Origin of the sequence: Streptomyces sp. NPDC087440 (assembly GCF_044744005.1) — a bacterium.
GTDB lineage: Bacteria > Actinomycetota > Actinomycetes > Streptomycetales > Streptomycetaceae > Streptomyces.
Window position 1 is genome coordinate 65,573 of the sequence record NZ_JBIUXN010000009.1, and the last position, 26,675, is coordinate 92,247.

The 26,675-nt window shown below is 69.5% G+C and carries 30 protein-coding genes; 15 read left to right on the forward strand and 15 right to left on the reverse strand.

Annotated features, from left to right (window positions below; translation table 11 throughout):
- Together ACIO3O_RS19520 and ACIO3O_RS19525 are read left to right on the forward strand one after the other, a co-directional pair.
- A partial coding sequence (locus ACIO3O_RS19520; protein WP_401747302.1) for a HAMP domain-containing protein occupies positions 1-3,230 on the forward strand: 3,230 nt, incomplete at its 5' end.
- Between the two features lie 11 nt (positions 3,231-3,241).
- Positions 3,242-3,826, forward strand: a complete 585-nt coding sequence (locus ACIO3O_RS19525) for a two-component system response regulator (protein ID WP_401747305.1) — start codon at positions 3,242-3,244, stop codon at positions 3,824-3,826.
- A 32-nt stretch (positions 3,827-3,858) separates the two neighbouring features.
- On the opposite strand, the gene ACIO3O_RS19530 is transcribed toward ACIO3O_RS19525, so the two are convergent.
- From ACIO3O_RS19530 to lepA, 4 genes are all read right to left on the reverse strand, one after another.
- The gene (locus ACIO3O_RS19530; protein ID WP_401747306.1) at positions 3,859-5,748 is read right to left on the reverse strand and encodes an AMP-dependent synthetase/ligase; all 1,890 of its coding nucleotides are present in this window, start codon (positions 5,746-5,748) and stop codon (positions 3,859-3,861) included.
- 281 nt (positions 5,749-6,029) lie between these two features.
- Entirely contained in the window at positions 6,030-6,482 is a 453-nt protein-coding gene (locus ACIO3O_RS19535) for a hypothetical protein (RefSeq protein ID WP_401747307.1), read from the reverse strand.
- Positions 6,483-6,634: 152 nt separating this feature from the next.
- On the reverse strand, positions 6,635-6,973 hold the full coding sequence (locus ACIO3O_RS19540; RefSeq protein ID WP_401747310.1) for a hypothetical protein: 339 nt from the start codon (positions 6,971-6,973) through the stop codon (positions 6,635-6,637).
- A 259-nt stretch (positions 6,974-7,232) separates the two neighbouring features.
- Entirely contained in the window at positions 7,233-9,101 is a 1,869-nt protein-coding gene (gene lepA, locus ACIO3O_RS19545) for a translation elongation factor 4 (protein ID WP_401747312.1), read from the reverse strand.
- Positions 9,102-9,350: 249 nt separating this feature from the next.
- Here lepA and rpsT point away from each other — a divergent pair, with 249 nt between their 5' ends.
- Positions 9,351-9,617 carry a 30S ribosomal protein S20 gene (gene rpsT / locus ACIO3O_RS19550; protein WP_189827674.1) on the forward strand — a complete coding sequence of 89 codons (267 nt, stop codon included), beginning with the start codon at positions 9,351-9,353 and terminating at the stop codon, positions 9,615-9,617.
- A 243-nt stretch (positions 9,618-9,860) separates the two neighbouring features.
- Here the strand turns inward: rpsT and holA are convergent, their stop codons facing one another.
- The 4 genes from holA to ACIO3O_RS19570 all read right to left on the reverse strand — a co-directional run bounded on the left by holA (position 9,861) and on the right by ACIO3O_RS19570 (position 15,085).
- Positions 9,861-10,856 carry a DNA polymerase III subunit delta gene (gene holA / locus ACIO3O_RS19555; RefSeq protein ID WP_401747316.1) on the reverse strand — a complete coding sequence of 332 codons (996 nt, stop codon included), beginning with the start codon at positions 10,854-10,856 and terminating at the stop codon, positions 9,861-9,863.
- Between the two features lie 48 nt (positions 10,857-10,904).
- A complete protein-coding gene (locus ACIO3O_RS19560; RefSeq protein ID WP_189827676.1) occupies positions 10,905-11,150 on the reverse strand; it encodes a hypothetical protein in 246 nt (81 codons plus the stop codon).
- Positions 11,151-11,231: 81 nt separating this feature from the next.
- Positions 11,232-12,131 carry a YceI family protein gene (locus tag ACIO3O_RS19565; RefSeq protein WP_401747317.1) on the reverse strand — a complete coding sequence of 300 codons (900 nt, stop codon included), beginning with the start codon at positions 12,129-12,131 and terminating at the stop codon, positions 11,232-11,234.
- Positions 12,132-12,445: 314 nt separating this feature from the next.
- Positions 12,446-15,085 (reverse strand): ComEC/Rec2 family competence protein, encoded by a 2,640-nt coding sequence (locus ACIO3O_RS19570; protein ID WP_401747320.1) that lies wholly within the window; start codon positions 15,083-15,085, stop codon positions 12,446-12,448.
- Positions 15,086-15,250: 165 nt separating this feature from the next.
- On the opposite strand from ACIO3O_RS19570, the gene ACIO3O_RS19575 reads away from it, so the two are divergent.
- The 8 genes from ACIO3O_RS19575 (at position 15,251) to ACIO3O_RS19610 (ending at position 18,509) form a co-directional block, all read left to right on the forward strand.
- On the forward strand, positions 15,251-15,727 hold the full coding sequence (locus ACIO3O_RS19575; protein WP_401747322.1) for a DUF6907 domain-containing protein: 477 nt from the start codon (positions 15,251-15,253) through the stop codon (positions 15,725-15,727).
- Complete coding sequence (locus tag ACIO3O_RS19580) at positions 15,724-16,098, forward strand: DUF6907 domain-containing protein (RefSeq protein WP_401747325.1); 375 nt, start codon at positions 15,724-15,726, stop codon at positions 16,096-16,098. The genes ACIO3O_RS19575 and ACIO3O_RS19580 overlap by 4 nt, the downstream gene beginning before the upstream one ends.
- Positions 16,095-16,286, forward strand: coding sequence for a hypothetical protein (locus ACIO3O_RS19585; RefSeq protein ID WP_401747327.1), 192 nt, complete (start codon positions 16,095-16,097; stop codon positions 16,284-16,286). Before ACIO3O_RS19580 ends, ACIO3O_RS19585 begins: the two co-directional genes overlap by 4 nt.
- Positions 16,283-16,576 (forward strand): hypothetical protein, encoded by a 294-nt coding sequence (locus tag ACIO3O_RS19590; protein WP_401747328.1) that lies wholly within the window; start codon positions 16,283-16,285, stop codon positions 16,574-16,576. Before ACIO3O_RS19585 ends, ACIO3O_RS19590 begins: the two co-directional genes overlap by 4 nt.
- The gene (locus ACIO3O_RS19595; RefSeq protein ID WP_401747330.1) at positions 16,573-16,941 is read left to right on the forward strand and encodes a DUF6907 domain-containing protein; all 369 of its coding nucleotides are present in this window, start codon (positions 16,573-16,575) and stop codon (positions 16,939-16,941) included. The genes ACIO3O_RS19590 and ACIO3O_RS19595 overlap by 4 nt, the downstream gene beginning before the upstream one ends.
- Positions 16,938-17,324 carry a hypothetical protein gene (locus ACIO3O_RS19600; protein WP_401747332.1) on the forward strand — a complete coding sequence of 129 codons (387 nt, stop codon included), beginning with the start codon at positions 16,938-16,940 and terminating at the stop codon, positions 17,322-17,324. Before ACIO3O_RS19595 ends, ACIO3O_RS19600 begins: the two co-directional genes overlap by 4 nt.
- Positions 17,314-18,162, forward strand: a complete 849-nt coding sequence (locus ACIO3O_RS19605; protein WP_401747335.1) for a hypothetical protein — start codon at positions 17,314-17,316, stop codon at positions 18,160-18,162. Before ACIO3O_RS19600 ends, ACIO3O_RS19605 begins: the two co-directional genes overlap by 11 nt.
- Before the next feature lie 167 nt (positions 18,163-18,329).
- A complete protein-coding gene (locus ACIO3O_RS19610) occupies positions 18,330-18,509 on the forward strand; it encodes a hypothetical protein (RefSeq protein WP_401747338.1) in 180 nt (59 codons plus the stop codon).
- Positions 18,510-18,949: 440 nt separating this feature from the next.
- On the opposite strand, the gene ACIO3O_RS19615 is transcribed toward ACIO3O_RS19610, so the two are convergent.
- Positions 18,950-19,201 (reverse strand): hypothetical protein, encoded by a 252-nt coding sequence (locus ACIO3O_RS19615; protein WP_401747341.1) that lies wholly within the window; start codon positions 19,199-19,201, stop codon positions 18,950-18,952.
- 766 nt (positions 19,202-19,967) lie between these two features.
- Between ACIO3O_RS19615 and ACIO3O_RS19620 the strand changes: the two genes are divergently transcribed.
- The 4 genes from ACIO3O_RS19620 (at position 19,968) to ACIO3O_RS19635 (ending at position 23,016) form a co-directional block, all read left to right on the forward strand.
- Positions 19,968-20,696 carry a DUF6879 family protein gene (locus ACIO3O_RS19620; RefSeq protein WP_401747344.1) on the forward strand — a complete coding sequence of 243 codons (729 nt, stop codon included), beginning with the start codon at positions 19,968-19,970 and terminating at the stop codon, positions 20,694-20,696.
- A gap of 16 nt (positions 20,697-20,712) precedes the next feature.
- Positions 20,713-21,549 carry a helix-turn-helix domain-containing protein gene (locus ACIO3O_RS19625; RefSeq protein WP_401747346.1) on the forward strand — a complete coding sequence of 279 codons (837 nt, stop codon included), beginning with the start codon at positions 20,713-20,715 and terminating at the stop codon, positions 21,547-21,549.
- 87 nt (positions 21,550-21,636) lie between these two features.
- The gene (locus ACIO3O_RS19630; protein WP_401747347.1) at positions 21,637-22,059 is read left to right on the forward strand and encodes a hypothetical protein; all 423 of its coding nucleotides are present in this window, start codon (positions 21,637-21,639) and stop codon (positions 22,057-22,059) included.
- Positions 22,060-22,632: 573 nt separating this feature from the next.
- Complete coding sequence (locus ACIO3O_RS19635) at positions 22,633-23,016, forward strand: cofilin family protein (protein WP_401747350.1); 384 nt, start codon at positions 22,633-22,635, stop codon at positions 23,014-23,016.
- A 64-nt stretch (positions 23,017-23,080) separates the two neighbouring features.
- On the opposite strand, the gene ACIO3O_RS19640 is transcribed toward ACIO3O_RS19635, so the two are convergent.
- The 6 genes from ACIO3O_RS19640 to ACIO3O_RS19665 all read right to left on the reverse strand — a co-directional run bounded on the left by ACIO3O_RS19640 (position 23,081) and on the right by ACIO3O_RS19665 (position 26,648).
- Positions 23,081-23,566, reverse strand: coding sequence for a phage terminase small subunit P27 family (locus tag ACIO3O_RS19640; RefSeq protein WP_401747352.1), 486 nt, complete (start codon positions 23,564-23,566; stop codon positions 23,081-23,083).
- A 73-nt stretch (positions 23,567-23,639) separates the two neighbouring features.
- Positions 23,640-23,780: a hypothetical protein gene (locus ACIO3O_RS19645; protein WP_401747355.1), complete on the reverse strand. Its 141-nt coding sequence runs from the start codon at positions 23,778-23,780 to the stop codon at positions 23,640-23,642.
- Between the two features lie 84 nt (positions 23,781-23,864).
- A complete protein-coding gene (locus ACIO3O_RS19650) occupies positions 23,865-24,533 on the reverse strand; it encodes a hypothetical protein (protein ID WP_401747357.1) in 669 nt (222 codons plus the stop codon).
- A 51-nt stretch (positions 24,534-24,584) separates the two neighbouring features.
- A complete protein-coding gene (locus ACIO3O_RS19655) occupies positions 24,585-24,884 on the reverse strand; it encodes an HNH endonuclease (protein WP_401747359.1) in 300 nt (99 codons plus the stop codon).
- A gap of 352 nt (positions 24,885-25,236) precedes the next feature.
- Positions 25,237-26,076 (reverse strand): hypothetical protein, encoded by an 840-nt coding sequence (locus ACIO3O_RS19660; RefSeq protein WP_401747362.1) that lies wholly within the window; start codon positions 26,074-26,076, stop codon positions 25,237-25,239.
- Entirely contained in the window at positions 26,073-26,648 is a 576-nt protein-coding gene (locus ACIO3O_RS19665; protein ID WP_401747365.1) for a hypothetical protein, read from the reverse strand. The genes ACIO3O_RS19660 and ACIO3O_RS19665 overlap by 4 nt, the downstream gene beginning before the upstream one ends.
- Positions 26,649-26,675: the final 27 nt, after the last annotated feature.

Genomic DNA, 26,675 nt, shown 5'->3' on the forward strand with positions numbered 1-26,675 from the left:
ACTCGACGATCAACACGATGGTCGACCAGCTCTCCGCGTTCGCCGACGAAGTCACCCGCGTCGCCCGCGAGGTCGGCACCGAAGGAAACCTCGGCGGCCGCGCGCAGGTGCGCGGCGTCAGCGGCGTCTGGAAGGACCTCACCGAGAACGTCAACTTCATGGCGGACAACCTGACGTCCCAGGTCCGCAACATCGCCCTGGTGTCGACCGCCGTCGCCCAGGGCGACCTCGGCAAGAAGATCACCGTCGAGGCGAAGGGCGAGATCCTGGAACTCAAGTCGACGATCAACACGATGGTCGACCAGCTCTCCGCGTTCGCCGACGAAGTCACCCGCGTCGCCCGCGAGGTCGGCACCGAAGGAAACCTCGGCGGTCAGGCACAGGTACGCGGCGTCTCCGGCGTCTGGAAGGACCTCACCGACAACGTCAACTTCATGGCCTCCAACCTGACCTCGCAGGTCCGCAACATCGCCCAGGTCACCACCGCCGTCGCCAACGGCGACCTCTCCAAGAAGATCACTGTCGACGCACGCGGCGAGATCCTGGAGCTGAAGGACACCGTCAACACGATGGTGGAACAGTTGCGCGCGTTCGCCGACGAAGTCACCCGCGTCGCCCGCGAGGTCGGCACCGACGGCCGTCTCGGCGGCCGCGCCCAGGTGCTGGGCGTCTCCGGCGTCTGGAAGGACCTCACCGACAACGTGAACTACATGGCGGACAACCTGACCTCGCAGGTGCGCAACATCGCGCAGGTCGCCACCGCCGTCGCCCAGGGCGACCTCTCCAAGAAGATCGACGTCGACGCACGCGGCGAGATCCTGGAGCTGAAGACCACCATCAACACCATGGTGGACACCCTGTCGTCGTTCTCCTCCGAGGTGACCCGCGTCGCCCGCGAGGTCGGCTCCGAGGGCCAGCTCGGCGGCCAGGCCCGCGTCGAGGGCGTGTACGGCACCTGGAAGCGCCTCACCACGAACGTCAACGAGCTCGCCCTGAACCTGACCACCCAGGTGCGCGCGATCGCCGAAGTGGCGTCCGCCGTCGCCCAGGGCGACATGTCCCGATCGATCACCGTGGAGACCCGCGGCGAGGTCTCCGAACTCAAGGACAACATCAACCTGATGGTGTCCAACCTGCGCGAGACGACCCGGGCGAAGGACTGGCTGGAGTCCAACCTCGCCCGCCTCGCCGGACTGATGCAAGGCCACCGCGACCTGATGGAGGTCGCCGACCTGATCCTGCGCGAGCTCACCCCGCTGGTGAACGCACAGTTCGGCGCGTTCTTCCTCGCCGACCCCGAGACGGACGGCACCCCCTCGCACACCACCAACGCGACGATGCCGCAGCGCGGACTCGCCTTCATCGCCGGTTACGGGTCCGCACAGGGCGCCACCGTCGACACGCACGGCATGCCCGGCCACGGCCTCGTACGCCAGGCAGCACTCGAAAAGAAGCGCATCCTCGTCGAGGAGGCCCCGCCGGACTACATCAAAATCAACTCCGGGCTCGGTGAGGCCGCTCCCGCCAGCGTCGTCATCATCCCGATCCTCTTCGAGGACAAACTCCTCGGCGTCATCGAACTGGCGTCGTTCTCCCGGTTCTCCGACGTCCACCTGGCGTTCTTCGACCAGTTCGTGAACACCATCGGTGTCGCGATCAACACCATCATCGCCAACTCCCGTACGGAGTCCCTGCTCAGCGAGTCACAGCGCCTCGCCATCCAGCTCCAGGACCGTTCCAACGAACTCCAGCGCCAGCAGGCCGAACTCCAGCGCTCCAACGCCGAACTCGAAGAGAAGGCGGCCCTGCTCGCGACGTCCTCCCAGTACAAGTCGGAGTTCCTGGCGAACATGTCGCACGAGTTGCGCACTCCGCTCAACTCCCTGCTGATCCTGGCCCGCCTGCTCTCCGACAACCCGGACGGCCATCTCTCCGACCAGGAGGTGCAGTTCGCGACGACCATCCACCGTTCCGGCTCCGACCTGCTCCAGCTGATCAACGACATCCTCGACCTGTCGAAGATCGAGGCGGGCCGGATGGACGTCCGCCCCAAGAAGCTCCCCCTGATCAAACTCCTCGACTACGTGCACGCCACCTTCCGCCCGGTCACTCTCGACCGGGGGCTCGCCTTCGAGGTCGCGGTCGGCGAGGACGTACCGCGCGAAATGTTCTCCGACGAACAGAGGCTTCAGCAGATCCTGCGGAACCTGTTGTCCAACGCCATCAAGTTCACGTCGTCCGGCCGTGTCGAACTGCGTGTCAGCCGCATCACGGACCCCGACAACAAGCTCCTCAAGGGCGCGCACGACATCATCGCCTTCGCCGTCTCGGACACCGGCATCGGCATCGCGGCCGAGAAACTTCCCGTCATCTTCGAGGCGTTCCAGCAGGCGGACGGCACCACCAACCGCAAGTACGGAGGCACCGGTCTCGGTCTGTCGATCAGCCGGGAGATCGCGGGCCTGCTCGGCGGCCGCATCATCGCCGAGAGCGAGCCCGGCTTCGGCTCCACCTTCACCCTGTACGCCCCGGTGCGCTACCCCGGACACATCGACCACGAACCGATCGACCCCCAACTGCCCGCCCGCGTGCTGGCCATGACCTCGCCCGAGGGGCTGTCCGCCAACCACGTCACCCTGCCCGAGCAGGACGACGGCTGGCCCACCACCACCAAGCTGGAGGAGTGGAGGTCCGGCCGGGCCGGTGTCGTCCTGCCCGGCCGCCGCGTGCTGATCGTCGACGACGACATTCGCAACGTCTTCGCGCTGACCCACGTGCTGGGCAGGGTGGGCATGCCGGTGCTGTACGCGGAGAACGGCCGGGAGGGCATCGAGATGCTGGAACGCAACCCCGATGTCGAACTCGTCCTGATGGACATCATGATGCCCGAGATGGATGGGTACGAGACCATCGAAGCCATCCGCAAGACACCCCTGTGGACCGAACTGCCGATCGTCGCCCTCACCGCGAAGGCGATGCCCGGGGACCGGGAGAAGTCCATCGCGCAGGGCGCCAACGAGTACGTGCCGAAGCCAGTCGACGTGGACCGGCTGCTCTCCGTCGTCTGTTCCCTCCTCGACCCCGATGGGGAGCTGACGGAACCGGAACAGGAGGAGTGCGCGTCCGCAGGATTCACAGTCCCCAGGGCCCCGGGAACGCCGACGGCCCCCGACATCCCGGAGCAGGCCGACGCTCAAGGGGAGCCAGCCGGCCCACCACCGACGCTGTGAGGCAGTAGACGATGACCACTGAGGCACCGCAGACCGATCGCGCCAGCATCCTGCTCGTGGACGACATGGAAGACAACCTCATCGCGCTGGAGGCGGTCCTCGGCGCACTCAACGAACCGTTGGTACGGGCCCGCTCGGGTGAGGAGGCGATGAAGGCACTGCTGCGACAGAAGTTCGCCGTGGTGCTGCTCGACGTACGGATGCCCGGCATGGACGGCTTCGAGACGGCGTCCAACATCAAGCGCCTCGACCAGACGAAGGACGTCCCGATCATCTTCCTCACGGGCACGGAGGGCGATTCCGGCTACGCCTTCCGCGGCTACGCCACCGGGGCCGCCGACTTCCTGACCAAGCCGTTCGACCCGTGGGTACTGCGCGCCAAGGTCAACGTCTTCCTGGAACTGCACCGCAAGAACCGGCAGCTGGAACGGATGCTGGCACAGGAGCGCCGACAGTTCGGAATGCTGGCGCAACAGTTGGCGAAGATCGGGGAACAGGTCGAGGAGGAGTGTCCGGACGCCTCCTCGCCGCTGCGGGAACAGGTGGCCCGCATGCAGGAGACCCTCACGGAGATGCGCCGCGGCCACAGTGGTTAGGGCCGCGGCACGACTCCGTACCGAAGGGAACCTCAGGCTTCCCTGGAACCCGCGTACATCTCGTCGATCAAGTGCTTGTACTCCCGCTCGACGACCGGCCGCTTCAGCTTCAGGCTCGGTGTCAGTTCGCCGTTCTCGACGTCCAGGTCGCGCGGCAGCAGCCGGAACTTCTTGATGGTCTGCCAGCGCTGGAGCCCCTCGTTGAGCTCCTTGACGTACCCCTCGATGAGGGTCTGCGTCTCGGGGGCGGCGACCACGTCGGCGTACGCCGTCGCCTTGAGGCCCTGCTCCTGCGCCCAGCCGAGGATCGTCGGCTCGTCGAGGGAGATGAGCGCCGTGCAGAAGTTCCGGTCGGCGCCGTGCACCAGGATGTTGGAGACGTACGGACACACCGCCTTGAACTGTCCCTCGACCTCGGCGGGCGAGATGTACTTGCCGCCGGACGTCTTGATGAGGTCCTTCTTGCGGTCGGTGATCCGCAGATAGCCGTCCGCCGACAGTTCGCCGATGTCGCCGGTGTGGAACCAGCCGTCGGACTCCAGGACTTCGGCCGTCTTCTCCGGCAGCCCGTGGTAGCCCTGCATGATGCCGGGGCCGCGCAGCAGGATCTCGCCGTCCTCGGCGATACGGACCTCGGTGCCGGGGAGCGGCTTGCCGACGGTGCCGGTGCGGTACGCCTCGCCGGGGTTCACGAAACTGGCGGCGCTGGACTCGGTGAGCCCGTAGCCCTCCAGGATGTGGATGCCGGCGCCGGAGAAGAAGTAGCCGATGTCGGGAGCGAGGGCCGCCGAACCGGACACACAGGCGCGCAGATTGCCGCCGAACGCCTCGCGGATCTTCGCGAAGACGAGGGTGTCGGCGACCTTGTGCTTGGCGTTCAGGGCGAACGGGGCGGTCGCCTGCCCGGTGCGCCGGAAGTTGTCCTGCGTGACCTTCGCGTACTCGCGGGCGACGCCCGCCGCCCACTGGAAGATCTTGTACTTCGCGCCGCCGCCGGCCCGTGCCTTCGCGGCGACGCCGTTGTAGACCTTCTCGAAGATGCGCGGCACGGCCGCCATGTACGTCGGCTGCACGATCGGCAGATTCTCGATGATCTTGTCGATGCGCCCGTCGACGGCGGTGACGTGGCCGACCTCGATCTGTCCCGAAGTGAGGACCTTGCCGAAGACGTGCGCCAGCGGCAGCCACAGGTACTGGACGTCGTCCTTGGTGATCAGCCCGGTCGCGACGGTCGCCTTCGCCATGTACGACCAGCAGTCGTGCGGCAGCCGTACGCCCTTGGGGCGGCCGGTCGTGCCGGAGGTGTAGATGAGCGTGGCGAGCTGCTCGGCGGTGATGGCGGCGACGCGTTCCTTGACCGCCTCCGGGTTCTTCTCCAGGTACGCCGCGCCGCGGGACTCCAGGTCGGCGAGCGAGAGCACCCAGCCCTCGGGGTCGCCGTCGGCGGCCTGTGCGTCCTCGGCGTTCACGACGACGACGTGTGCCAGGTTCGGCAGCTCCGCACGCTTCTCGCGGGCCTTGGCGAGCTGGGCGGCGTCCTCGGCGATCAGGACGCGGCTCTCGGAGTCGGAGAGGATGTACGCCGACTCCTCGGCGTTGGTGGAGGGGTAGATGGTGGTGGTGGCCGCTCCGGCGCACATCACACCGAGGTCGGTCAGAATCCACTCGACGCGGGTGTTGGAGGCGAGGGCGACGCGCTCCTCGGGCCTGACGCCCAGCTCGATGAGGCCCGCTCCGATCGCGTACACCCGCCGGGCGGCCTGCGCCCAGCTCAGCGAGCGCCATTCGTCGGGCCCCTGACCGCCGGACGGCGCTGCCGGATACCGGTAGGCCTCGCTGTCGGGCGTGGCGGCCACGCGCTCGATGAAGAGGGCCGCGACGGACGGCGGCCGGTTCTCGATCATGGTCTGTGTGTCGCTCACGACGTCCTCCGGGCCCACGGCATTGCTGCGCGACTGGCTGGTATTTAACTGGCGAGTAACAAACGATCAGTGATCAGACTAGAGCGCATGGGCCTGGTGCGTAAGGGCCTCCGGGCCCTCCTTTTCATAACGGGTCTTCACATCGGCGACAGCCGCCCGGCGCGGCAAGGACCACGTCGGCGGCCGCATCGCGACGCCCGCGTCGGCCCGAACAGCAGGCAGGGCCCGCCGCACCGTGGCGCGACAGGCCCTGCCCTGAATTGCGGATCGTACGACAGCGATCAGCCCGCGGCGGGAGCCGGAACGGCAGCCGGAGCAGCCGGGGCGACCGGGGCGCTCGGAGCGGCCGGGACCGCCTCCTTGGCGGCGGCCTCGGCCTTGGCGGCGGCGTTCGCGGTGGTCTCCGCGGCGGCCTCGGCGGCGACGTCCGCCTTCGCGTTCGCGCTGGCGGCGATGTCGGCCGCCGCGTCCACGACGACACCGAGGTCGACCGCAGTGTCGGAGACGATGCCGACCGTGGCGGCCGGACCGTGGACGTGGACGCCGTTCCAGGCGTGAGTGCCGTTGACGTCGCTCACGGCACCGATGCCGAGCAGCCCGCCGACGAACACACCGGCGGCGGCCTGGCCCTTGGCGACCGGGCCGTCGTCGGCGACAGCGGCGCTCGCACCGGCGCCGGTGAGCAGCAGAGCGGCCAGGGCGGTACCGGCGCAGCGCAGCGTAAGGGAATTCACGTAATGCCTTCTTGGGACGGGGGGGAACTGCGCTCCACAATTGCCGAGGAGGAAACGGCAGTTGCCCATCCACGCGGAAGAGGCACCCGTAAAGAGCATGAGAAAGACAAAAGCGGGCCCGATGCAATGAATGCATCGGGCCCGCTGAAATCTCAGTCGAACAGCGGAGTCCAGCCGCCGATCGGCATGCCGCCCACCATCGGGACGGAACGCGCGGTCTGGTCCGCACCGCCGACCACGGCGTTCGAGGTGGCCTTGTGCGTGGCCGTCGCCTTTTCGGTGACGCCGCCGGTCAGGTCGGTGACCGCGTCGATGTCGGTGTTCGGCTTGTAGATCTTGTTGAGGGCGACCACCTTGGTGTCCACCACCTTGGCCGAGTCCTTGGCGGAACGGGCCGGACGGTTGTCCACGTCGTCCGCGAAGGCGGGCGACGCCGCACCCAGGACCATCACAGAACCGGCAACGACCGCAGCAGCCTTCGAGTACTTCACTTTAAAGTCCCTTTCCGTAGCGGCGTTCTCACGGTCACGACTGTCGTGCCGACCGAGCGTCTTGCTGGCCGCCCGGAACCCCGCTGCCGGTATTCGTAACGGGAGGGGCAGCGGTCGGGAATCTCCTTCTCGGTCCCTTTTTGGCGATCACTCATTTGCCCGCAGGAGATTTTTCCATCCTCACATCAACGCAGAAAGCGCCCGTCCGGGGAGGGGACGGGCGCTTTTCTTCCGCTGCTTCTGCGGTACGGCGGAACTACTACTTCTTGGCCTTGCCGCCGGAATCGTCGCTGGAGAGCACCGCAATAAAGGCTTCCTGCGGCACCTCGACGCTGCCGACCATCTTCATGCGCTTCTTGCCTTCCTTCTGCTTCTCCAGAAGCTTGCGCTTTCGGGAGATGTCGCCGCCGTAACACTTGGCGAGGACGTCCTTGCGGATGGCGCGAATGGTCTCGCGGGCAATGACCCGGGAGCCGATGGCCGCCTGGATCGGCACCTCGAAGGCCTGGCGCGGGATGAGCTCGCGCAGCTTGGCGACGAGCCGCACACCGTAGGCGTAGGCGGCGTCCTTGTGGGTGACGGCGGAGAAGGCGTCGACCTTGTCGCCGTGCAGCAGGATGTCGACCTTCACGAGGGCTGCGGACTGCTCGCCGGTGGGCTCGTAGTCCAGCGACGCGTAACCGCGGGTCTTGGACTTCAGCTGGTCGAAGAAGTCGAAGACGATTTCCGCCAGCGGCAGGGTGTAGCGGATCTCGACGCGGTCCTCGGAGAGGTAGTCCATGCCGATGAGGGTGCCGCGGCGGGTCTGGCAGAGCTCCATGATCGCGCCGATGAACTCGCTGGGGGCCAGGATCGTGGCCCGTACGACCGGCTCGAAGACGTCCGAGATCTTGCCCTCGGGGAATTCGCTCGGGTTGGTGACCGTGTGCTCGCTGCCGTCCTCCATGACCACGCGGTAGACCACGTTCGGCGCGGTGGCGATGAGGTCGAGGCCGAACTCGCGCTCCAGGCGCTCGCGGATCACGTCGAGGTGCAGCAGGCCCAGGAAGCCGACGCGGAAGCCGAAGCCGAGCGCCGCGGAGGTCTCCGGCTCGTACACCAGGGCGGCGTCGTTGAGCTGGAGCTTGTCGAGGGCCTCGCGCAGGTCCGGGTACTCGGAGCCGTCGAGCGGGTACAGACCGGAGAAGACCATCGGCTTCGGGTCCTTGTAGCCGCCGAGCGCCTCGGTGGCGCCCTTGTTCAGGGAGGTGATGGTGTCACCGACCTTGGACTGCCGGACGTCCTTCACACCGGTGATGAGGTAGCCGACCTCGCCGACGCCCAGACCGTCGGACGGCGTCATCTCGGGCGAGGAGACGCCGATCTCCAGCAGTTCGTGGGTGGCGCCGGTCGACATCATCCTGATGCGCTCGCGCTTGTTGAGCTGCCCGTCGACGACACGGACGTAGGTGACGACGCCGCGGTACGAGTCGTAGACCGAGTCGAAGATCATCGCGCGGGCGGGCGCGTCCTTGACGCCGACCGGGGCCGGTACGTCGCGCACCACGCGGTCGAGCAGCGCGTCCACGCCGACGCCGGTCTTCGCGGAGACCTTGAGCACGTCCTCCGGCTGGCAGCCGATGAGGTTGGCGAGCTCCTCGGAGAACTTCTCCGGCTGGGCGGCCGGGAGGTCGATCTTGTTCAGTACGGGAACGATCGTGAGGTCGTTCTCCATCGCCAGGTAGAGGTTGGCGAGGGTCTGCGCCTCGATGCCCTGCGCCGCGTCCACCAGCAGGACCGTGCCCTCACAGGCGGCCAGCGAACGGGAGACCTCGTAGGTGAAGTCCACGTGGCCCGGGGTGTCGATCATGTTGAGGATGTGGGTCTTGCCCTTGTCCTCGCCCTCGGTGGGCGCCCACGGCAGCCGCACCGCCTGGGACTTGATCGTGATGCCGCGCTCGCGCTCGATGTCCATGCGGTCGAGGTACTGGGCACGCATCTGCCGCTGGTCGACCACACCGGTCAGCTGCAGCATCCGGTCGGCAAGCGTCGACTTGCCGTGGTCGATGTGCGCGATGATGCAGAAGTTTCGGAGCAGTGCCGGGTCGGTACGGCTCGGCTCGGGCACGTGGAGAGGAGTCGCGGGCACGCAGGGTCCTGATTCTTGAGAAGACGGCACTGCGGATGCGTCGCGGCGGTGTGCGCCGTGCGCGCGCGTGCGTCGTTCTCGTCTCGGTCCGGAAGTTGTGAAGTCTTCCCATGGTCCCACGTGCGGGGGCCTGCGGCCGGTTTGGGCCGGTCGTGGGACGGCTGGTAGCCTGGGCAGCTGTGTCTCGTGACTCTTGCGGGTGACGGGACGCACACATTGAGATCCAACCGAACCTGTAAAGGCTCTTTCGTGGCGAACATCAAGTCCCAGATCAAGCGGAACAAGACCAACGAGAAGGCGCGCCTGCGCAACAAGGCCGTCAAGTCTTCGGTCAAGACCGCCGTGCGCAAGGCCCGCGAGGCCGTCGTCGCCGGTGACACCGAGAAGGCCACGCTGGCCGTTCGCGATGCCTCCCGTGCGCTCGACAAGGCCGTCAGCAAGGGTGTCATCCACAAGAACGCCGCCGCCAACAAGAAGTCGGCGCTGGCGTCCCAGGTGAACTCCCTGCAGGGCTGAGCAATCACCTCTGAGGTACCTGTAGTACACCGTCGGCGTCAGGACCCAGCGGACCCTCTCTACCGCTCCTGACCCGACACCCCCGCCGCGCACCGAAACGCGTTCGCCACGCGGGCGCGGTGGAAACAGTGTGAACCGGAACCCCGGTCCTCGTCCTTCCCCAGGACGGAGACCGGGGTTCCGGCGTTTTCCGTACGTTTCCGCTGTGGGCCCGCGCACGGGCCCACAGGCGCCTCCGCACCCCTAACGGGCGCTCCGCGTCCTCGCCGCCCGGGCGACGGCCACCACGGCCTTCTCCAGGGCGTACTCGGGGTCGTCCCCGCCGCCCTTCACCCCCGCGTCGGCCTCCGCGACCGCGCGCAGGGCGGTCGCGACGCCGTCGGCGGACCAGCCGCGCATCTGCTGGCGCACCCGGTCGATCTTCCAGGGCGGCATCCCGAGGTCCCGTGCCAGGTCTCCGGGGCGGGCGCCGCGCGGGGCGGAGGCCAGCTTGCCGATGGCCCGTACGGCCTGCGCGAGGGCGCTGGTGATCAGCACCGGGGCGACGCCCGTCGACAGGGACCAGCGCAGGGCCTCCAGGGCCTCCGCGGCCCGGCCTTCGACCGCGCGGTCGGCGACGGTGAAGCTGGAGGCCTCGGCGCGGCCCGTGTAGTACCGGCCGACGATCGCCTCGTCGATGGTCCCCTCGACGTCCGCGACCAGCTGGGAGACCGCGCTGGCCAGCTCGCGCAGGTCGCTGCCGATGGAGTCGACGAGGGCCTGGCAGGCCTCGGGGGTGGCGGAGCGTCCCAGCGCCTTGAATTCCGACCGTACGAACGACAGGCGCTCGGCGGGCTTGGTGGTCTTGGGACAGGCCACCTCGCGGGCGCCCGCCTTGCGGGCCGCGTCGAGGAGGCCCTTGCCCTTGGCGCCGCCCGCGTGCAGCAGGACGAGGGTGATCTCCTCGGCCGGTGCGCCGAGGTACGCCTTGACGTCCTTGATCGTGTCGGCGGAGAGGTCCTGTGCGTTGCGCACGACGACGACCTTGCGCTCGGAGAAGAGCGAGGGGCTGGTCAGCTCGGCGAGAGTGCCGGGCTCCAGCTTGTCGGGCGTGAGGTCGCGTACGTCGGTGTCGGCGTCGGCGGCGCGGGCCGCCGCCACGACCTGCTGCACGGCACGGTCGAGCAGCAGGTCCTCCTGCCCCACGGCGAGGGTGACGGGGGCGAGCGGATCGTCGGTCGAATTCTTCCTGGTGGCCATCGCGGTCAAGCATCCCACGGGGCACTGACAGTGCTCGCAGGGTGCGTTCTACGGTGCCTCCAGCCACCCCTCGTACTCGGCGGCCAGCGCGTCCAGCGCGGTGGGGTCGAGGCGTTCCTCGGGATCCTCGACCACCACCAGCCACTGCGCGTCCTCGGCGTCGTCCTCGCCCGCCAGCGCGTCCCGGACGAGCTGGGGCTCCTCCGCCGTCCCGAAACGGTCGGGGAGCTCCTGGGCCACCTCCTCGGCGGCGTCCCGGTCCGGCAGCACCAACACATGTCGTACATCGCTCACGTGCACATTGTCCGGTACGCAGCAGGCACGCCGTGCAGCCGGCGGCCCGATTTGGATGCCCGGGGCTACCGAATGATCTGCTCAGGAGGCCGGGGCGCCCGAGCCCTTGGGAATGATCTGGATGTCCAGCTCGACGGCGATGGAGGAACCGATGGCCGCGATGCCGTGGCCGAGCATCGTCTGCCAGTTGAGGGTGAAGTCCTCGCGGTGCAGTTCGGCGGTGGAGTGGACGGCGGCACGGGTCTCGCCCTGGATGCCGTTGCCCATGCCCAGGTACTGACTGTCGAGGGTGACGGTGCGGCTGACGCCGTGCAGGGTGAGCGCGCCGGAGATGGCCCAGCGGCTGCCGCCGCGGTGCACGAAGCGGTCGCTGTAGAACTCCATCGTCGGGTAGTTCGCGACGTCGAAGAAGTCCTTGGAGCGCAGGTGGTCGTCGCGCATCTTGACGTTGGTGTCGATGGACGCGGCGTCGATGATGACGTGCATGGCGGAGTGCTCCATGCGCTCGCCGATGCGCACCGCGCCCGCGAAACTGTTGAACCGGCCCCGGATGCGCGCCAGACCGATGTGCCGGGCGGAGAAGCTGATCTGGGAGTGCATCAGGTCGATCTCCCACTCGCCCGGGTCGGGGAGCTGCGGCGGGGCCGCCACCTGGAGCGAGATGTCACCGAGCCCGGAGTGCCCGCTCTCGGTGACGGTGGCGCTGCCGCGGTACGGGGTGAAGCCCTCGGCGGTGACGGCGAGCCGGTACTCACCCGCGGGGACGGCTGCCACGAGGGTGCCGTACGGGTCGGTCTCACCGCCCACGACGCGGCGCCCGGTGCTGTCGGTGACGACGAACTCCGCCTGCCGCACCGGCTCGCTGACGGGGTCGAGGACCCGGCAGGTGAGCACCCCTGCGGAGGAGGGGACGGAGAGTCCGGAGAGCGGATTGGCGTGGCTTGCGGAGGTCGAACGTCGGCCGAGCCAGCGGGAGATCATGGGTTTGCGCACCCCCGTGCGATTCGTTGCTGCAGGGGCGCGACGAGGCACGACGAACCGTCGGGATGGCGACCCTTTGACGAAAAAGCATTCGATCACCCCTGAGGCGTTCGAGGCAAACGAGGGGCTCGGTGCGGAGATGGGGCCTGGTGTCCCTGACGTCTGAATTGAGCATTCCGCTTAGGCATACACACTGCTCATCGACCCGTTACCCGGAGTAATCCCAAAACCGGGGCAAGATGCGGAGACCTCGTGGAGACGGTCCCGACCCGGTGTGCGGCCCCTGGCGGGGAACATTCCGGCACCGGCTGGAATCAGCCCCCCAGCGGCACCGCCTCCACCTCTCCACCACTGCCGGTGACGGCGATCGCACCGTCCCGGTCCGTGCGCAGCACCACCGCACCCAGCGCCCGCAGCCCGTTCACAGCGGCGGGCGCGGGGTGCCCGTACGGGTTGTCGCGCCCCACCGGGACGAGGGCCAGCCGGGGCGCCACCCTGCGGAGCAGCCCGGGGTCCTGGCGCGCGGAACCATGGTGCGCCACCTTCAGGACATCCACCGGCGGCAGCGCCGGATGGGCCCTCAACAGGGCCTGCTGGGCGGCCGGTTCGAGGTCTCCCGGCAGCAGCAGGGTCAGCGCCCCTCCAGGTCCTTCGTACCGTACGAACAGGGTGACGCTCGCGTCGTTCGGCTCACCCGGCACAGCGGCCGGGGGCGGGGGCGGCCAGAGCACCCACCCGTCGAGCGCGCCGATGCGATACCGCTCCACCGCCCGGACGGCGGCCACCGGCACCCCGGCGCGGGCCGCCGTCCGCCGAACGAACTCCACCCGCTCCGCCGGGGCCGCCAGCGACGTGGTCCGGATCGCACCGACGTCCCTGCCGCGCAGCACTCCGGACAGTCCGCTCACATGGTCGGCGTGGAAGTGGGTGAGCAGTACCAGGGGGACGCGGGTTACGTCGAGGTCGCGCAGACACCGGTCCACCAGCACCGGGTCGGGCCCCGCGTCGACGACCACGGCGGTGCCGTCCCCCGCCGACAGCACGGTGGCGTCCCCCTGTCCGACGTCGCACAGCACGAACCGCCACCCCTGTGGCGGCCACCGGTGCAGGAACCCGGTGAGCGGTGCCGGACGCAGCACCGCCAGCAGCAGAAGCAGGACGCAGCCGAGGCTCAGCCACGGATGGCGCGGCGCCCGGCGCAGGGCGAGCACCACGACGACGGTCACCAGGGCCAGCAATGCCCCGCCCTGCCAGCCGCCCGGCCAGCCGATCTCCGCTCCCGGCAGTGCGGCACCGGCCCTGGCGACCGAGGCGATCCACCCGGCGGGCCAACCGGCGACCCGCGCGAGCAGTTCGGCGACGGGCATCGCCGCCGGCGCCAGGGCGAGGGCGGCGAACCCGAGCACGGTGGCGGGCGCGACCGCCAGCTCCGCGAGGAGGTTGCACGGGATCGCCACCAGGCTGACCCGGGCGGCGATCACCGCGACGACCGGTGCGCACACCGCCTGGGCCGCGCAGGCCGCCGCGAGCACCTCGGCCGGCCGGGGCGGCACCCCGCGCCGTTGCATCCCCGCGCTCCAGCGGGGACCGATGGTGAGGAGCGCACCGGTGGCCAGCACGGACAGCAGGAACCCGTAACTACGGCCGAGCCAGGGGTCGTACAGGATCAGAAGGAGCACTGCGGCGGCCAGGGCGGGAATCAGCGACCGGCGGCGACCGGTGCCGATGGCCAGCAGGGTGATCAGCCCACAGACGGCGGCCCGCAGGACGCTGGGCTCCGGACGGCACACGATCACGAACGCGAGGGTAAGAGCCCCTCCGCACAGTGCCGTGGTCCGCAGCGAGAGCCCGAGCCGGGGTGCGAGCCCGCGTCGCTCGGCGCGCAGGGCGAGCGAGGGCGGGCCGATCAGCAGCACCAGCACGATGGTGAGGTTGCTCCCCGAGACGGCCGTCAGGTGCACCAGGTCGGTGGCCTCGAAGGCGTCGTGCAGGTCCGGTTCCATCCGGGAGGTGTCGCCGACGACCAGCCCCGGCAGCAACGCCCTTGCGTCCGGCGGCAGTTCCTCGGTGGCCTGCCGCAGACCGGCCCGGAGCGACCCCGCCGTGCGTTGCACGGTGGTCGGCGGGGCGAGAATCCGTGGTCCGCCGGCGCCCGGCACCCGCAGCACGGCGGCGATCCGGTCACCGTCGCGCATCGGCGGTGCCAGTCGGGCGCCGGTCACCTTCAGCCGGGTGGAGGGCAGCAGCCGCAGCCAGGATGCGGTGGGTCCCCGTACCGGTGCGAGGAGGAGCACCGGGGTCCGTACGGCGGTCGTCGTGCCGTCGGCGGTGGTGACCCGGGTGATCTCGGCGTCCAGGACGACGGTGCCGGGTGTCGCCCGGTCGCCCTGTACCCGGGGGCGGGTCCGTCGTGGATCGCCGGTGACGGTCGTCTCGGCCTCCACCACCGCGTGTCTGCGGGCCAGTTCGGGCACCGGGCCCCGGTGGAGGTCGGCGGAGTGCAGTGCGGCGGAGGCGGCCGCCGCCGCGGCGCACAGGAGGGCGGTGACGACGGCGGTGACGCGCTGGGTCCGCGCGCTCGTGGCCGGCACCCGGTCTGCGGGTGTCGCCGGGGCCGGGGCTTTCGACGTCGCCGGGGCTGGGGACGCGCTGTCCTCGGTTGCGCCCGTGCCCCCGTTCCGGCCCGCCGGTGCGCGTGCCGTGAACAGTGCCGCGACGACGGCTCCGGTCAGGACCACCGCGAGGAGGACGACGGCTCGGGCCGCCGGCGCTCCCACCGTCACTGCGGCGGCTGCCCAGGCCGCCAGCGCCGGAGGCACCAGCCTCAGGTCCGTCGGCCCCTCCTGGTGGGGGTCGGCGGCTCCCAGCCGGTGTGCGGAGGCGGCGTGCACGGCCTGGCGGGACGGGGTGGCAACGGGAGGGTGCTGTGGGCCGTGGAGGCCGGTGCGCTTCATGGCCGTACGAGCTTCTGCAGGTCGGCGAATCTGCGGTCGCCGAGAGTTCTATGGGTATCTAGCAAAGCGCAAAGGCCCCACCTCAGACATGAGGACGGCCCCGCCCGGTGGTGGAACACCGGACAGGGCCTAGGCCCGAACCCCTCTCAGACAGGGAGTCGAACCATGAGCATCACCGTATCCAACCCCGTCAAGCCCGGCGTCCGCCTGGTGCCCGCGATGATCGGCAAGGTGGACCGCGAGCAGCGGGTGTACATCGAGTGCCCCGCCTGGTGCGTCATCGACCACGTGGCAGAGCCCGAGACCCACGTCGAGGACATCTCGCACACGACCGGGTCGGCCTGCATCGTCGGGATGTCGCTGACTAAGACCGGCATCATCCACGCGCTGCACTCGACGGTGCGGACCGACCCGTCCTCGGACGACCCGCGGCTGAAGGCGGCGCACGTCGTCGTCGACGACGAGTCGGAGGACGCGTACATGACGCCGGACATGGCGGAGGAGTTCGCCGACGCGCTGATCAGCTTCGCGTCCGCCGTCCGCCAGCAGGCGCGCGCCGCCCGGTTGGCCAACCTGCCCGCCGACTCGGACCCGGACATCGACGAGGCCCTTCGCCGGGTCCGTGAGCGGGACGCCCGGTGAGCGCCCCGACGACCGTCACCGTGCACACCGTCGACCACGGCCCGGTGACGATCCCCGAACCGGCCTGGTGCCTCGGCGTGCACGAGGCGGAGGCGTACCGGGTCGATATCGAGCACCAGGGCGTCGAGGTGGTGGTGAAGGTTGCGACCCCCTGCCACGGCGAGGTGACCGCCCTGTCGATGGCGCTCGTACAGCGGCCGTTCTCGTCGACGGAGCGCCGGGTGATGGCGGCCGTGGACTTGGGCGGGGAGTGGCACGAGTTCGACGGCGCCGCCATGGTGCGGTTGTCGGAGGAGCTGGCCCGGTTCGCGGTTCTCGACATGACGCTGATGGCCGCTTTGGTCGACAAGTCGAACGGGGTGAGCCGGTGACCACCGTGGTCCGCCGGCCGACCGAGGACGCCGCCCTTGCGGCGGCGTCCCGCTCGCCCCGGCCTTCCCTCTCCCTTCCGCTGATCCTCGCGGAACTCATCTCAGCGAACCGCACGGGCGACCGCCACGGCGTGAACCTTCTCGCCCACCGTGCCGCCCGCGTCTCCCTCCCGGAGGTAGGCGAATGACCCTCCCCGTCCAGACCCCTCCCGTGGCACCGGTCCTGGTGCGCACGGGCGTCCCCGGCCGGCCGTTCGCCTACGTCGACCCGTCGCCGCACGTCGCCGACGAGGACGGCCACGTGCAGACGTTCAGCGCGGATGAGCCGGACCGTGAACCGTTCTGCCTGCTGTGCGGCGACGAGGCCAGGGCGCAGACGCCCGGCCGCCGCTGCACGGAGGCCCACCTGATTCTGATCATCAACGACACCCGCGCCCGGTGGATCGCTGATCACCGTGCCGAAGGGGGTTCCTCGTGAGTACCGCCGTGAACCTGAACAAGCCCGTGGTGTGCCCCGACTGGTGTGCGCTCGACCACGGCGACGACATCCCCGAGGACGTGTTCCACCGGTCGGCGCGGGCGTGGCTGAAGCCGGACGCGTCCCGTTGCGGCTCCGGCTGGCGTACCTGGGAGCTCGTCGCCCACATCGTCGTTCCGGAGGTCCCGGAGGACGACGACCCCGCCTTGCTCGTCATCGACACGCAGGACGGTGTGTGCGGCCCGCACGTGGAGCTGGCCGTCGACCAGGTCGACGAGTTCGTCCGCCAGGCGAAGGTGTTCCTGGCCCGGGTGGAGCAGATGCGCGACCAGTTGGTGACCACCGTGAGGGAGCAGCAGTCATGACCGTATCCGTGGAACGACCGCTCGTCGTCGCCGGTACGGCGGTGCAGCAGCACAGCATGGTCGACCCCTACGACGAGCCGCACACGACGGTGGCTTTGCGGGTCACGGTGAGCCGCGACCACCTGGCCGCGGCCGTCGAGATGGGCGGCAGCAACTACTACGGGACCAGGCCCGACCCGGACCGGTGGACGGTCGCGGAGATCCGCTACTTCGCCGAGTTCCAGTTCCTCGCGATGGGCCTCCTGGAGCTTCAGCAGGGAGCGGAGGCGGTTGCGGAGATGGCCGCGCCGGACTTCCACGAACCGGACACGCGGGCGTACATCCTGGCCGTGTACCGGGCCGTCGACCGGGCGTATCCGAAGGCGGGTGCCCGTGAAGCGTGACGTTCTCGGGATGCTGTCTCTGGGCGCCACGTTCGTGGTGACCGCGTCCGCCGAGTACCACCTGGCCCGCGCGTGCGGGTTCGGGGTGTACGTGGCGGGGGCGGTCCCCGCGGCGCTCGACATCTACGCCCTGCGCGCGCTGCGGGCCGGCCGCGACATGGCCGCGGTCGTCGTCGCGATGGCCGCGGTGAACGCTCTCAGCCACCTTGTCTCCGCGGAAGTCCTGCCGGTGTCCTGGCCGTTGATCGTCGCCGTGTCGTGCATCGCCCCCCTCGTGATGTGGCGGGTGCACGTACTCCGCGAGGGTGTCCACGGTGTGGAGCCCCCGGAACCGTCGGCTGGACCGACGGAACCCGAGCCGGTTCCGGTCGTCGCCAAGGGGGCGAACGGAGTGCGCACCCCTGCCGCGATCGGTGCACCTGAGTACGCACTCGAAAGGGTGCCCGCGGCCGTGGACACCCCTCTACCGCCCCCCTCTACCCGGTACGTCGGGGCGTTCGACAAGGCACCGAAGTCAGGGGCCCCCTCTACCGGGGTAGAGCCCCCGTACTCGTCGCCTGACCAGGAAGGTAGCGGGGGTAGTGGGGGCGGCGAGTGCACCCCCGACGAGCCGGCGGAGTGCACCTTCGACGGTGCACCCGAACCTGAGGTGCAGGACGAACCGGCCGCCGTCGACGAGCCGGAGGACGAGCTGACGGAACAGGCCCGCAAGGAGTTCGCCGACACCCTGGCGAACGGGCGCACTCCGTCGCTCCGGGAGCTGAAGCGGGTGTACTCCATCGGCCAGGACCGGGCCGCCCGCATCAAGCAGGAACTCGGCGCAGTCGACCGGGAGTAGGCCCGGCTGCACCTGACCGCTCCATCCAGCGCCCCGACCCGCGCCCGACTCCACCGGGCACGGTGCGGGGCGTTCTCCTGCGATCCCAGGAAAACCCACCGCGTCCGCCGCTGGGGTGTGCGTCGAACGCACCCCCTCGCGGCGGGCCAGCACCAGAGAGGACGACCATGTTCGGACGCAACAACGGTGACGCCGAACGCCTGGCGAAGAACCTCAACGCCTCCGTGAAGGCGACGAACCGGCGGAAGGTGCCGCGGGTCGTCGACCCGTCCCGTGGGGCGGCCAGCCTGCCGGCGAACCTCACCCGCGCCGTGCGCGCGGCCCGACGGCGCGGGGGCGGCAACTGATTGGACGTTCACCCGCTCGTTCACTCGGGCACCGGGTGAACTCCTCGGCGCCCTACGCGTGCACGTGCACGCGAGGGGTGTTCACCCGGCGGGGCGGGGTCCTGGTGGGCCTGCCTCCCCGTCCTCCCCGCCTCCCCGGATCGGCCGTTCCGCCTGGTCCCCGTCGGGGGACGCGACGGGGAGGCGGTGGGGGAGAACTCCCCGCCGTTCTGACGCCTCCCCACGGACGTTCACCCGGCGGGGCGGGGCGGGGCGGGGCGGAAGCTGACGGGTCACCGAAAGGCCCTCTACGGGTCTCCGGAGCCCGTTCCGGCTTCCGCCCCGCCCCGCCGCAACGACTCGTGATGGCTCAACGAATGGCTCAAGCCGTCCGGGGTGAGCCATCGGGGGGCCAACGTGCGCCCGCGCGCTCGCGCGCACGCGAGGCGAGCCGGGCTGGGCTACTTATCGGGGTTGTCGATGATGTTGCCATTGGTGCAGTTGTCGCTGTGGTCGCCGACGTAGCCGACCCCTTGGCCGAGGACCGGGACGATGGCCACTTCCTGCATGCAGACGACGCCTGCACTGAAGTTCCAGTTGTCAGCGGCTTCGACGGGGCCCTGCGGAGTGGGGTCGTCGTCATAGGCGTGCGCGGGGGCTGCCATCAGGCCGGCGGCGAGTGTCAGGGCAGCAACGGTGATGATCTTCTTCATGATGACAGGAACGATCACAGCGGGGGCGAGACACGGGCAGCACTCGCGCCGTCCCATGGGCACGGAAGCGGACGCGACCGAAGGCCGTGATCTTCGCGGCGCCGCGAAGATGGTCCGGCCGGACCTTAGGGCGGTCTGACCTGCTGGAACAGCACCGAACAGGGGCGTCACAGCACCGGTTCCGTCGGGAACAGCGACGGAACAGCACCGAACAGTCCGCTGACCTGCACGAACAGCGGAACGGGCTGTTCGGCCGGATCGAACAGCCCCCGCGTCTTCCCTAAGGCGCGCGCGAGGAACAGCGCACCGAACAGTGACGGAACAGCCCACCGAACAGCCGATCTTGGACGTCCGACGCGATGCACCCTTCAGCCCGGTTTGCCCTGACTGACAGCTGATCTTGCTGCCGGGGTGTCAGAAGGGTGTCAGCGGGGGTGTCAGCTCGCGCGCGCACGCGCATTGACCTTAGGGATTTCGCCCCACGGAAGATCCACTGACGCTCAGAATCGGACACATCGGGACGTCACAGGTGTCAGTGCTGGTCGGAGGGGGTGTCAGCGCTGGTGCAGTTCCGGCGGGCGTGCCAGCACACGTGACGACGGTGTGATGCCCGCCTGTGACGGCCAAACGCCCTGCTCTACCTAGGCGCTGGGACTGTGACGGTGTGATGCGTGACGGCTGTGACGATCACCCGCCGGTGCGCCCTGTTGCGAAGACGTCGCGTCCGGCTACGGTGCGCGGCACACCACGACCCGAAGGGGGACCTATGACCCGACGACTGACCAAGGTGGGGACGAACAGCGGCAACAACGGATGCCCGACGCTGTACCAACTCCCCGGCACTGACGACTACGTGGTCCAGGGCGACCGCGTCACCGACCCCGCCGAACTCGCGCAGATGGACAACCTCACCGCCGACGAGGGCGCCGTCACGGTGCCGCGCGAACTCCTCGCCAACTTCGGCCCGAAGGAACCCGTACACGTGCCGCAGCCGATCAGCTTCGACGACTTCGACGGCATGTTCACCACGTTCAAGCACTCCGCATGGAGGCTGGAGAGCCGTCGCCGGTACGCGTGGGACGAGCAGCAGGACACCTACCGCCAGTTCATCGCAGGCGAGCCCGTCGGCTGGGACCTGGACGACCCGTGGTGCCGTGAGCGGCGCGAACAGGTCGCGCTCGGGAAGCGATTCGAGCGCGTCCGCATCCTCGACGAGCCGGCCACCACCGGCCAGCGGTACCTACTCGACAACGCCCGCCGCAACCGCGCGGCCGGTGAGGACATCCGCACCCTCACCCGTGGCCAGGCCGAGGAGCTGCGGCTCCCGCATGAGGACTTCTGGATCTTCGACTCGCGGGTGGTCGCACTGCTGAACTTCGACGACGCCGACGAGATGACTGGCGTGGAGCTGATCACGAACCCTGTCGACGTCCTCCGGTACTGCCAGGCCCGGGAAGCCGCTTGGCATCACGCCAGGTTGGACGAGGCGGGGTAGAGGTACCGTCCGAAGGGTGACGACCGACTACCAACAGTCTCGTGTCTCCCTCGGCGGACGGCTTCGTGAGCTGCGCGGCCCCGATTCGGGCCGCGCGTTCGCGGCACGGCTCGGGTGGCCCCAGTCGAAGGTGTCGAAGCTGGAGACCGGCCGGCAGACCGCGACCGCTGAGGATCTCCGGGCATGGGCCGAGGCGGCCGGCCACCCCGAGGCCGCGGCCGAACTGGAGGCACGGCTCCAGGGTCTGGAGTCCCGCACCCGCTCGTGGCGTCGCCAGCTCCGCGCCGGACACCGGCCCGTACAGGACGCCCTCACCGTCGAGTACGAGCGCTCCACCCGCCTTCGGGCATGGGAGGGGGCCATGGTCGTCGGCATACTCCAGACCGCCGACTACGCGCGCGCCGTGTTCACCCAGTACGCGGAGCTGCAACAGTCCGTGCGGGACGTCGACGACGCCGTCCGTGCCCGCCAGCGCCGCCAGGAACTCCTGTACCAGCCCGGCCGCCTCTTCGACATCGTCATGTGGGAAGCCGCCCTCCACACCGCCGTGTGCCCGCCCGACGTCCTCGCGGCCCAGTTGGACCGCCTCTCGGGGATCATCGGACTCGACACTGTTCGGCTCGGGATCGTCCCGCTGTCCGCCCGCGTGCGCATCCCGCCGGCCAACGGGTTCTGGATGTACGACGACCGCCTTGTCATCGCCGAGGACTGGCACGCCGAACTCTGGCTCGACGACGATGACAGCGTCGCCCTGTACGGAAGGGTGTGGGGACTCCTCCGCGAGAACGCCGTGTACGGCAGCTCCGCGCAACGCCTGATCGCCCGTGCCCGAGCCCGAGCAGACGCCGTCTGAGCAACCCCACGAATCACGGCCAGGCCGACAAGAATCATCGAGAATCACGAGCCGGTCTGATTCTCCACCGTCCCTAACGTCCTGGTCATGGCCACCGAAACGAGCAGAACACGGCCGCAGGACACCCGCGTGCCGCCCCTCGCAACCCTCTCCGAACGGCAACGCCGCGGCGCCGACTGCGTCTTCTGCGGAATCACCCTCACCGCCGAGACGGCCGTCGACCTCGGCCCGCGGGTCCGCCTCGAAGCATCCGGCCGCTGGTTCCCGCGGGCGTGCAAGACGCACCCCGGCGTCGACGACCTGGCAGCCCCGCCCGGCCGGCCGATCCCCTCGGTGAGGGAGCTGACCGCGGAGCAGTACAAGGGGTGGCGGTGCGTCTGGTGCTCGCGGTTCCTCGACGCGGCAGCCGGCGCCCAGCACGTCGGGTACGCGCGCGGCCGGCAAGGTGCGCACGTCCTCGACTGCGAGGCGTATGCGTGCGCCGAGTGCCGCAAAGGGGCGACGTCGTGAAGATCTGCAGCAAGTGTCAGCAACCCATCCGGGACGACGAGGAGTTCGACGCGTACCCCGTCGACGCAGCGTCCGGGGTGGCCATGACGGTCTACTGGCACAAGCCCCGACCGAAGCCAGTGACCCAGCCGAAACGGCCTCTACGGCGCCCATGACGCACCCGTCCTCACCGGGTCACTGCCTCACCAAAACGGCTTCCGCCCCAGGTCAAAGCTGGTGACCCTGCTTAGTGACCCTGTTAGTGGAAAGTCACTGACTCACTGACCGGGTCACCAAGCCCGTACAGCCCTGAGCTTCCCTGGTACGGCCTCACAGGTGGCCCTCGGCGGGCCGCTCCGGGGAAGGGCAGAAACACCGGTAGGGAGCCTCCCAGGGCGTACAACCGGATGACTGCCCGCCCGCCCCGTACCCCGGCGTTACCGGGGCGGGCACACCACAGCCCCCGACCATGCCGACGGTCGGGGGCTTCCGTGCGGCCGGGCCTGGCGGGAATGGCCGGGCAGCAGTGGAGCATGATCAAGAAGGGGAGACTGCGTGGCGCAGTCAAGACACCCCAGATGATTGGAGTGACCAGTGGGCACCACCAGTGGTTTCAAGGTCTCCAGCGAGGCGCGCGACGCGTACACGCAGTTGAAGTTCAACAAGAAGTCGGGCGATTACCTTCTCCTCTCTGCCAACTGGGGAACTAACACCATTGAGTTGTCCGAGCAGGGCCAGGTGTCAGGTGGAGTCGAGCTGAAGGGGAAGGTCGCCGAAGGCAAGCCGCTGCACGTGATCTACGACGGCGGTCAGCGGATCGCCCACATCGTGTGGAGCCCGGATGACGCCCCGGCTCGCGACAAAATGGGCATAAGCGCTTCGGTGGAAGCTATCCAGAACCAGTTGGAGGGCCTCCCGGCTCCGAAGCACATCAGTTCAGGTGACGAGCTGGTCACCGCGATCAACGAAGTCAAGTAGCAGTCGAGCTGGCCGACCCGGCACGGCTTGCGGGAACTGCCGTCGGGTCGGCCGACTCCCCTGATCAGTCGAAGATGTCGTCGTCATCGTCGTCTGGTTGCGGGGCTGCGATCCGCTGTGCCGACGCCGGCGTCAGCCCCAGCTCTCCGACGAGGGAACGGAAGTGCTGCCGCTGCTGAGAGAGGACCGTGCACCAGGGGTTGCGGACCCTCCCGCGGTCGCCGTCGATGACCACACCTTCGCGGGCCAGTGCGCGCTGGCCCATGACGATCCACGCCCACGTGACGCAGTAGTCCGTGACCGTCTCGCGCTGGGTGTCGACGAGGCCGGCGGAGTGCGTCAGCACCGGCACCAGGCGGCCCCACAACTCGGCGGCCGTCTTCCTCGCGCGCACCGTCTCCGGGTCGGCGCCCGGCAGGATGCCCGCCCACCGCGGCTCGACCGGGTCGACGGGCGGGAAGCGGACGCCCTCCCTGTTGCGGTCGGCGCGGAACGTCCCCTCGCGCACGGCCGCGATGTACGGCTTCGGCTTACGGCCAGGTACGGCCATGACTTCACCTCTCTTGATCGGCTACGCGGAGATCGTTCGATTGGCCGTGCGTCCGCTCCCTCTCCCCCGCGGTCTAGCGGGCGCCCGCCCACGGGTCCGCCCCCACCCCCGGGTAGGTGCGCGCGACCTGGTGGTGCTCCAGCCCGAGCCGGCCGGGGTGGCGCGGCTCGGACTGGTCGGCGCTGGGCGGATCACCGCGAGGAAAGGAGGACACGCTCCCCGCCCATCGCTCCCGACTGCGGCGGGCCTACAGCATGCGTCCGCGGCCGGGTGACGTTGACGCCGGACCTGGCGGACATCAGGCAGCGGCGCCGTTCGGGTCGCCGGTCATGCCGTTGATGTCCTGGTCGTTGAGCCCGCGCAGTTCTTCAGGCTTGGGGACGACGTACTGCATCCCCTCGTGCACGCGTCCGCCCGCCGTCTGGGTGCGGTGCCAGATCTCGCCCGCTTGCTGGTAGGCGGCGGCTGCGCTGGGGCGGTTCTCGAAGTAGTCGTAGAGGACATCGTTCCAGTCGTGGTCGTGGGCCTGCTTGCCGATGGCGCGGGCAAGGATGTGATCGCCTGCCAGCTCTGCGTCTCGCAGTGCGCGGCCGGCGTGCTCGGCGGTCTTGAGCTTCGCGGCCCGGTCGCGTGCATCGCGGATGGTGGTGTCGAGGGTGGCGCGGTCGGTGGCCGTGGCGCGTTCGAGTGCGTAGCCCCACACCTTCCGGTCGAGCTCGTCGAACGTCTTCGCGTCTCGCTCCGTCTGCTCCATGCGGACCTTGGCCAGGGTTTCCTTGGCGCTGGTGTACAGGGTGGCCAGCTCGACCCGCTTCCGGTCGGGGTGCATGTGCCGGTCGCCCCGGATCTGCTGGAGTCCTGTCTTGTACAGCTGGCGGATCTCGGTGGCCTTGGCGATGCCGGGGACCGTCTCGCCCGCGTTGCCACGGATGAGCTGGTTCATGATCTGCGCTTGCTGAGTGGGCATGTGCTTCTCCTGCCGTAGTGACTACTGGTGGGTGCGGGTGAGTTGGTGGGGTCAGGTGACGAGCCCCGGGTGATCCTCGGGCGGGCGCTTGCGGCCCGCATTCGGGCTGGCCGCACGGGCGGCGGCCCCTTCTCGTGCCGTCTTCTGCCGGTGGCACGGATCGCAGACGCCTTGCAGTGCCTCAAGCCGGTGATCGTCGGTCATGGGCTGGATATGGTCCGCGATCGTCGCCGGACGAACGCGGCAGATCTGGCACAGCCACCCATCGCGCTCAAGCACCTGCTTGCGGAGTGCCTGCCAGTTGCCGGGCAGTCGGCTCTTACGGTTCGACGAACCCCAGTTGTGGGCCATGAGAGCTCCGTTCGTTCAGGTCAAGGGGGTGGGGAGGGGCCCGGATGGGGGCGATCTTGAGAGATCTGCGCGTATAGCTCTCGCCATCCCGCCCGGGTTTCCAAGGCGGCTGCCCCGTCGGCCCGAAAGCCCGTAATGCGTGGCCTGTCGGGAGTGCACCAGTCTGGAAGATCCAAAATCCCCAGACCCGTCCGGAGGGAGAGCGTGTACACGTCTACGATCCCGAAGAGGTCGGTATGGGGCTTATGCCCCCAGGTATACCTTCTGTCCGTTTCGGGGTGTCCTGGTCGACCGGGGCGGCCGGCGGCGCGGCGCCCTCCATGGATCTCCGCGCCGCCGCCGAGTCGTCGGGTCATGCCGTCGCGGCCAGGTACTCGGTCGCTGCGGCCTGTCCGCCCTTGCGGGTGAGACCGGACCGCAGCGCGTGCCCTGCCTCCCGCCACCGCTGCACCTGGCCGCTGCGCTCCCTCACCTCTCCGGGTGTGGCGAGGCTGAGCACCAGCTCGCCCTGCCTCACCAGGTACACCCAGCGGGCGACCGGCTGGTGCGACAGGTCCCGCCACTGCGACACGGTGGTGCTGAGCTGCCGCCAGTCGTCAGCCATCACCCGCTCGACGGTGGGGTCAGGCAGCGCCGCCACCGCGAACAGGGCGTTGCCCCTGCCGCCATCGGAGCCCGCAGCCTTGGCGATGTCGGCCCGGTCGGACACCAACTGTTCGAGCTGGGCTACCGCGCCTTCGGCCCGCGTGTACGCGGTCGAGAGAATCGGGTCGTTCCAGTCGAGCCGTGCTGAGTCGATGAGGCTGATGTCCTCGGGCAGCTTCGCCTCGGCCTTGCGGATGACGTTGATGAGCGTCGTGAACTCCTTGCCGAGTCCGTCCACCCATGCGGGTACGGCGTCGCGGGCGGCCTGGATGAACCGGAGGTCGGCCTCGTCGCTGAAGAGGTCGGCGGCCCGCCGGGTGACGTCGGCCAGGCGCAGGGCCTCGGCGTGCCGGCGGATGACTTCGGCGGTGTCGGCCGCGGTGTCGGGCAGGGCGGGCCGTTCCGGGTCGGGCATGTGCCCGGTGTCGAAGACGGCCGCCCGTATCCGGCGGGCCTCGTACACCGTCTCGGGTACGGGGAGCTTGCGCCGCTCAGCCGCGACGACGGCCTGTTCGGCGGTGTGGACGCTGCCGCCTGCGAACATCACGCCACCTCCAAGTCCTGCTGCGCGAGGCGGTCGACCTCGCCGGGGTTGGCGTTGGCGAGGGAGCTGGGCGGGGTGGCGATGAACTGGCCGGTGTGCCGGAAGTTGAACTGCCAGTCGTCCGGGTCGGGCAGCTCGTTGAACTCGGCGGCGGCGTCCGCGAATCCGGGCCGGTCGGTGGAGTACGCGGTGAGGACGTCGCCCCATCCGCACTGTGCGGCCCTGGCGGCGACGGCCTGCGCCATGAGGGTGTCGCCCTCCATCTCGGCCCGCTGGAGCATGTCGGCGGCCTTGCGGGGGTCGTCGAGCTGGGCGGCCCGGTCGTTGGCGTCACGGCGGGCGACGACGGTCTGCGCGTCGGCGGTGCCGGCCTGGCCGAACATGCGCCGCTGGAGTGCGGCCCGCTGCCGGGTGAGGGTGTCGATCTCCACCTGGCGGGCGGCCTCCAGTTGGGCGGCGGCCTGCTTGTACGCCTTGGCGCTCAGCACCTTCCTGGCGTGGTCGCTGAGCGCCCGGTTGGACTCGATGCGGGCGAGCTGCGCCTTGTACGTCTCGTGGATCTGGTCGCGGTTCATGACGATGTCTCCTATGTGTTCAGCGGG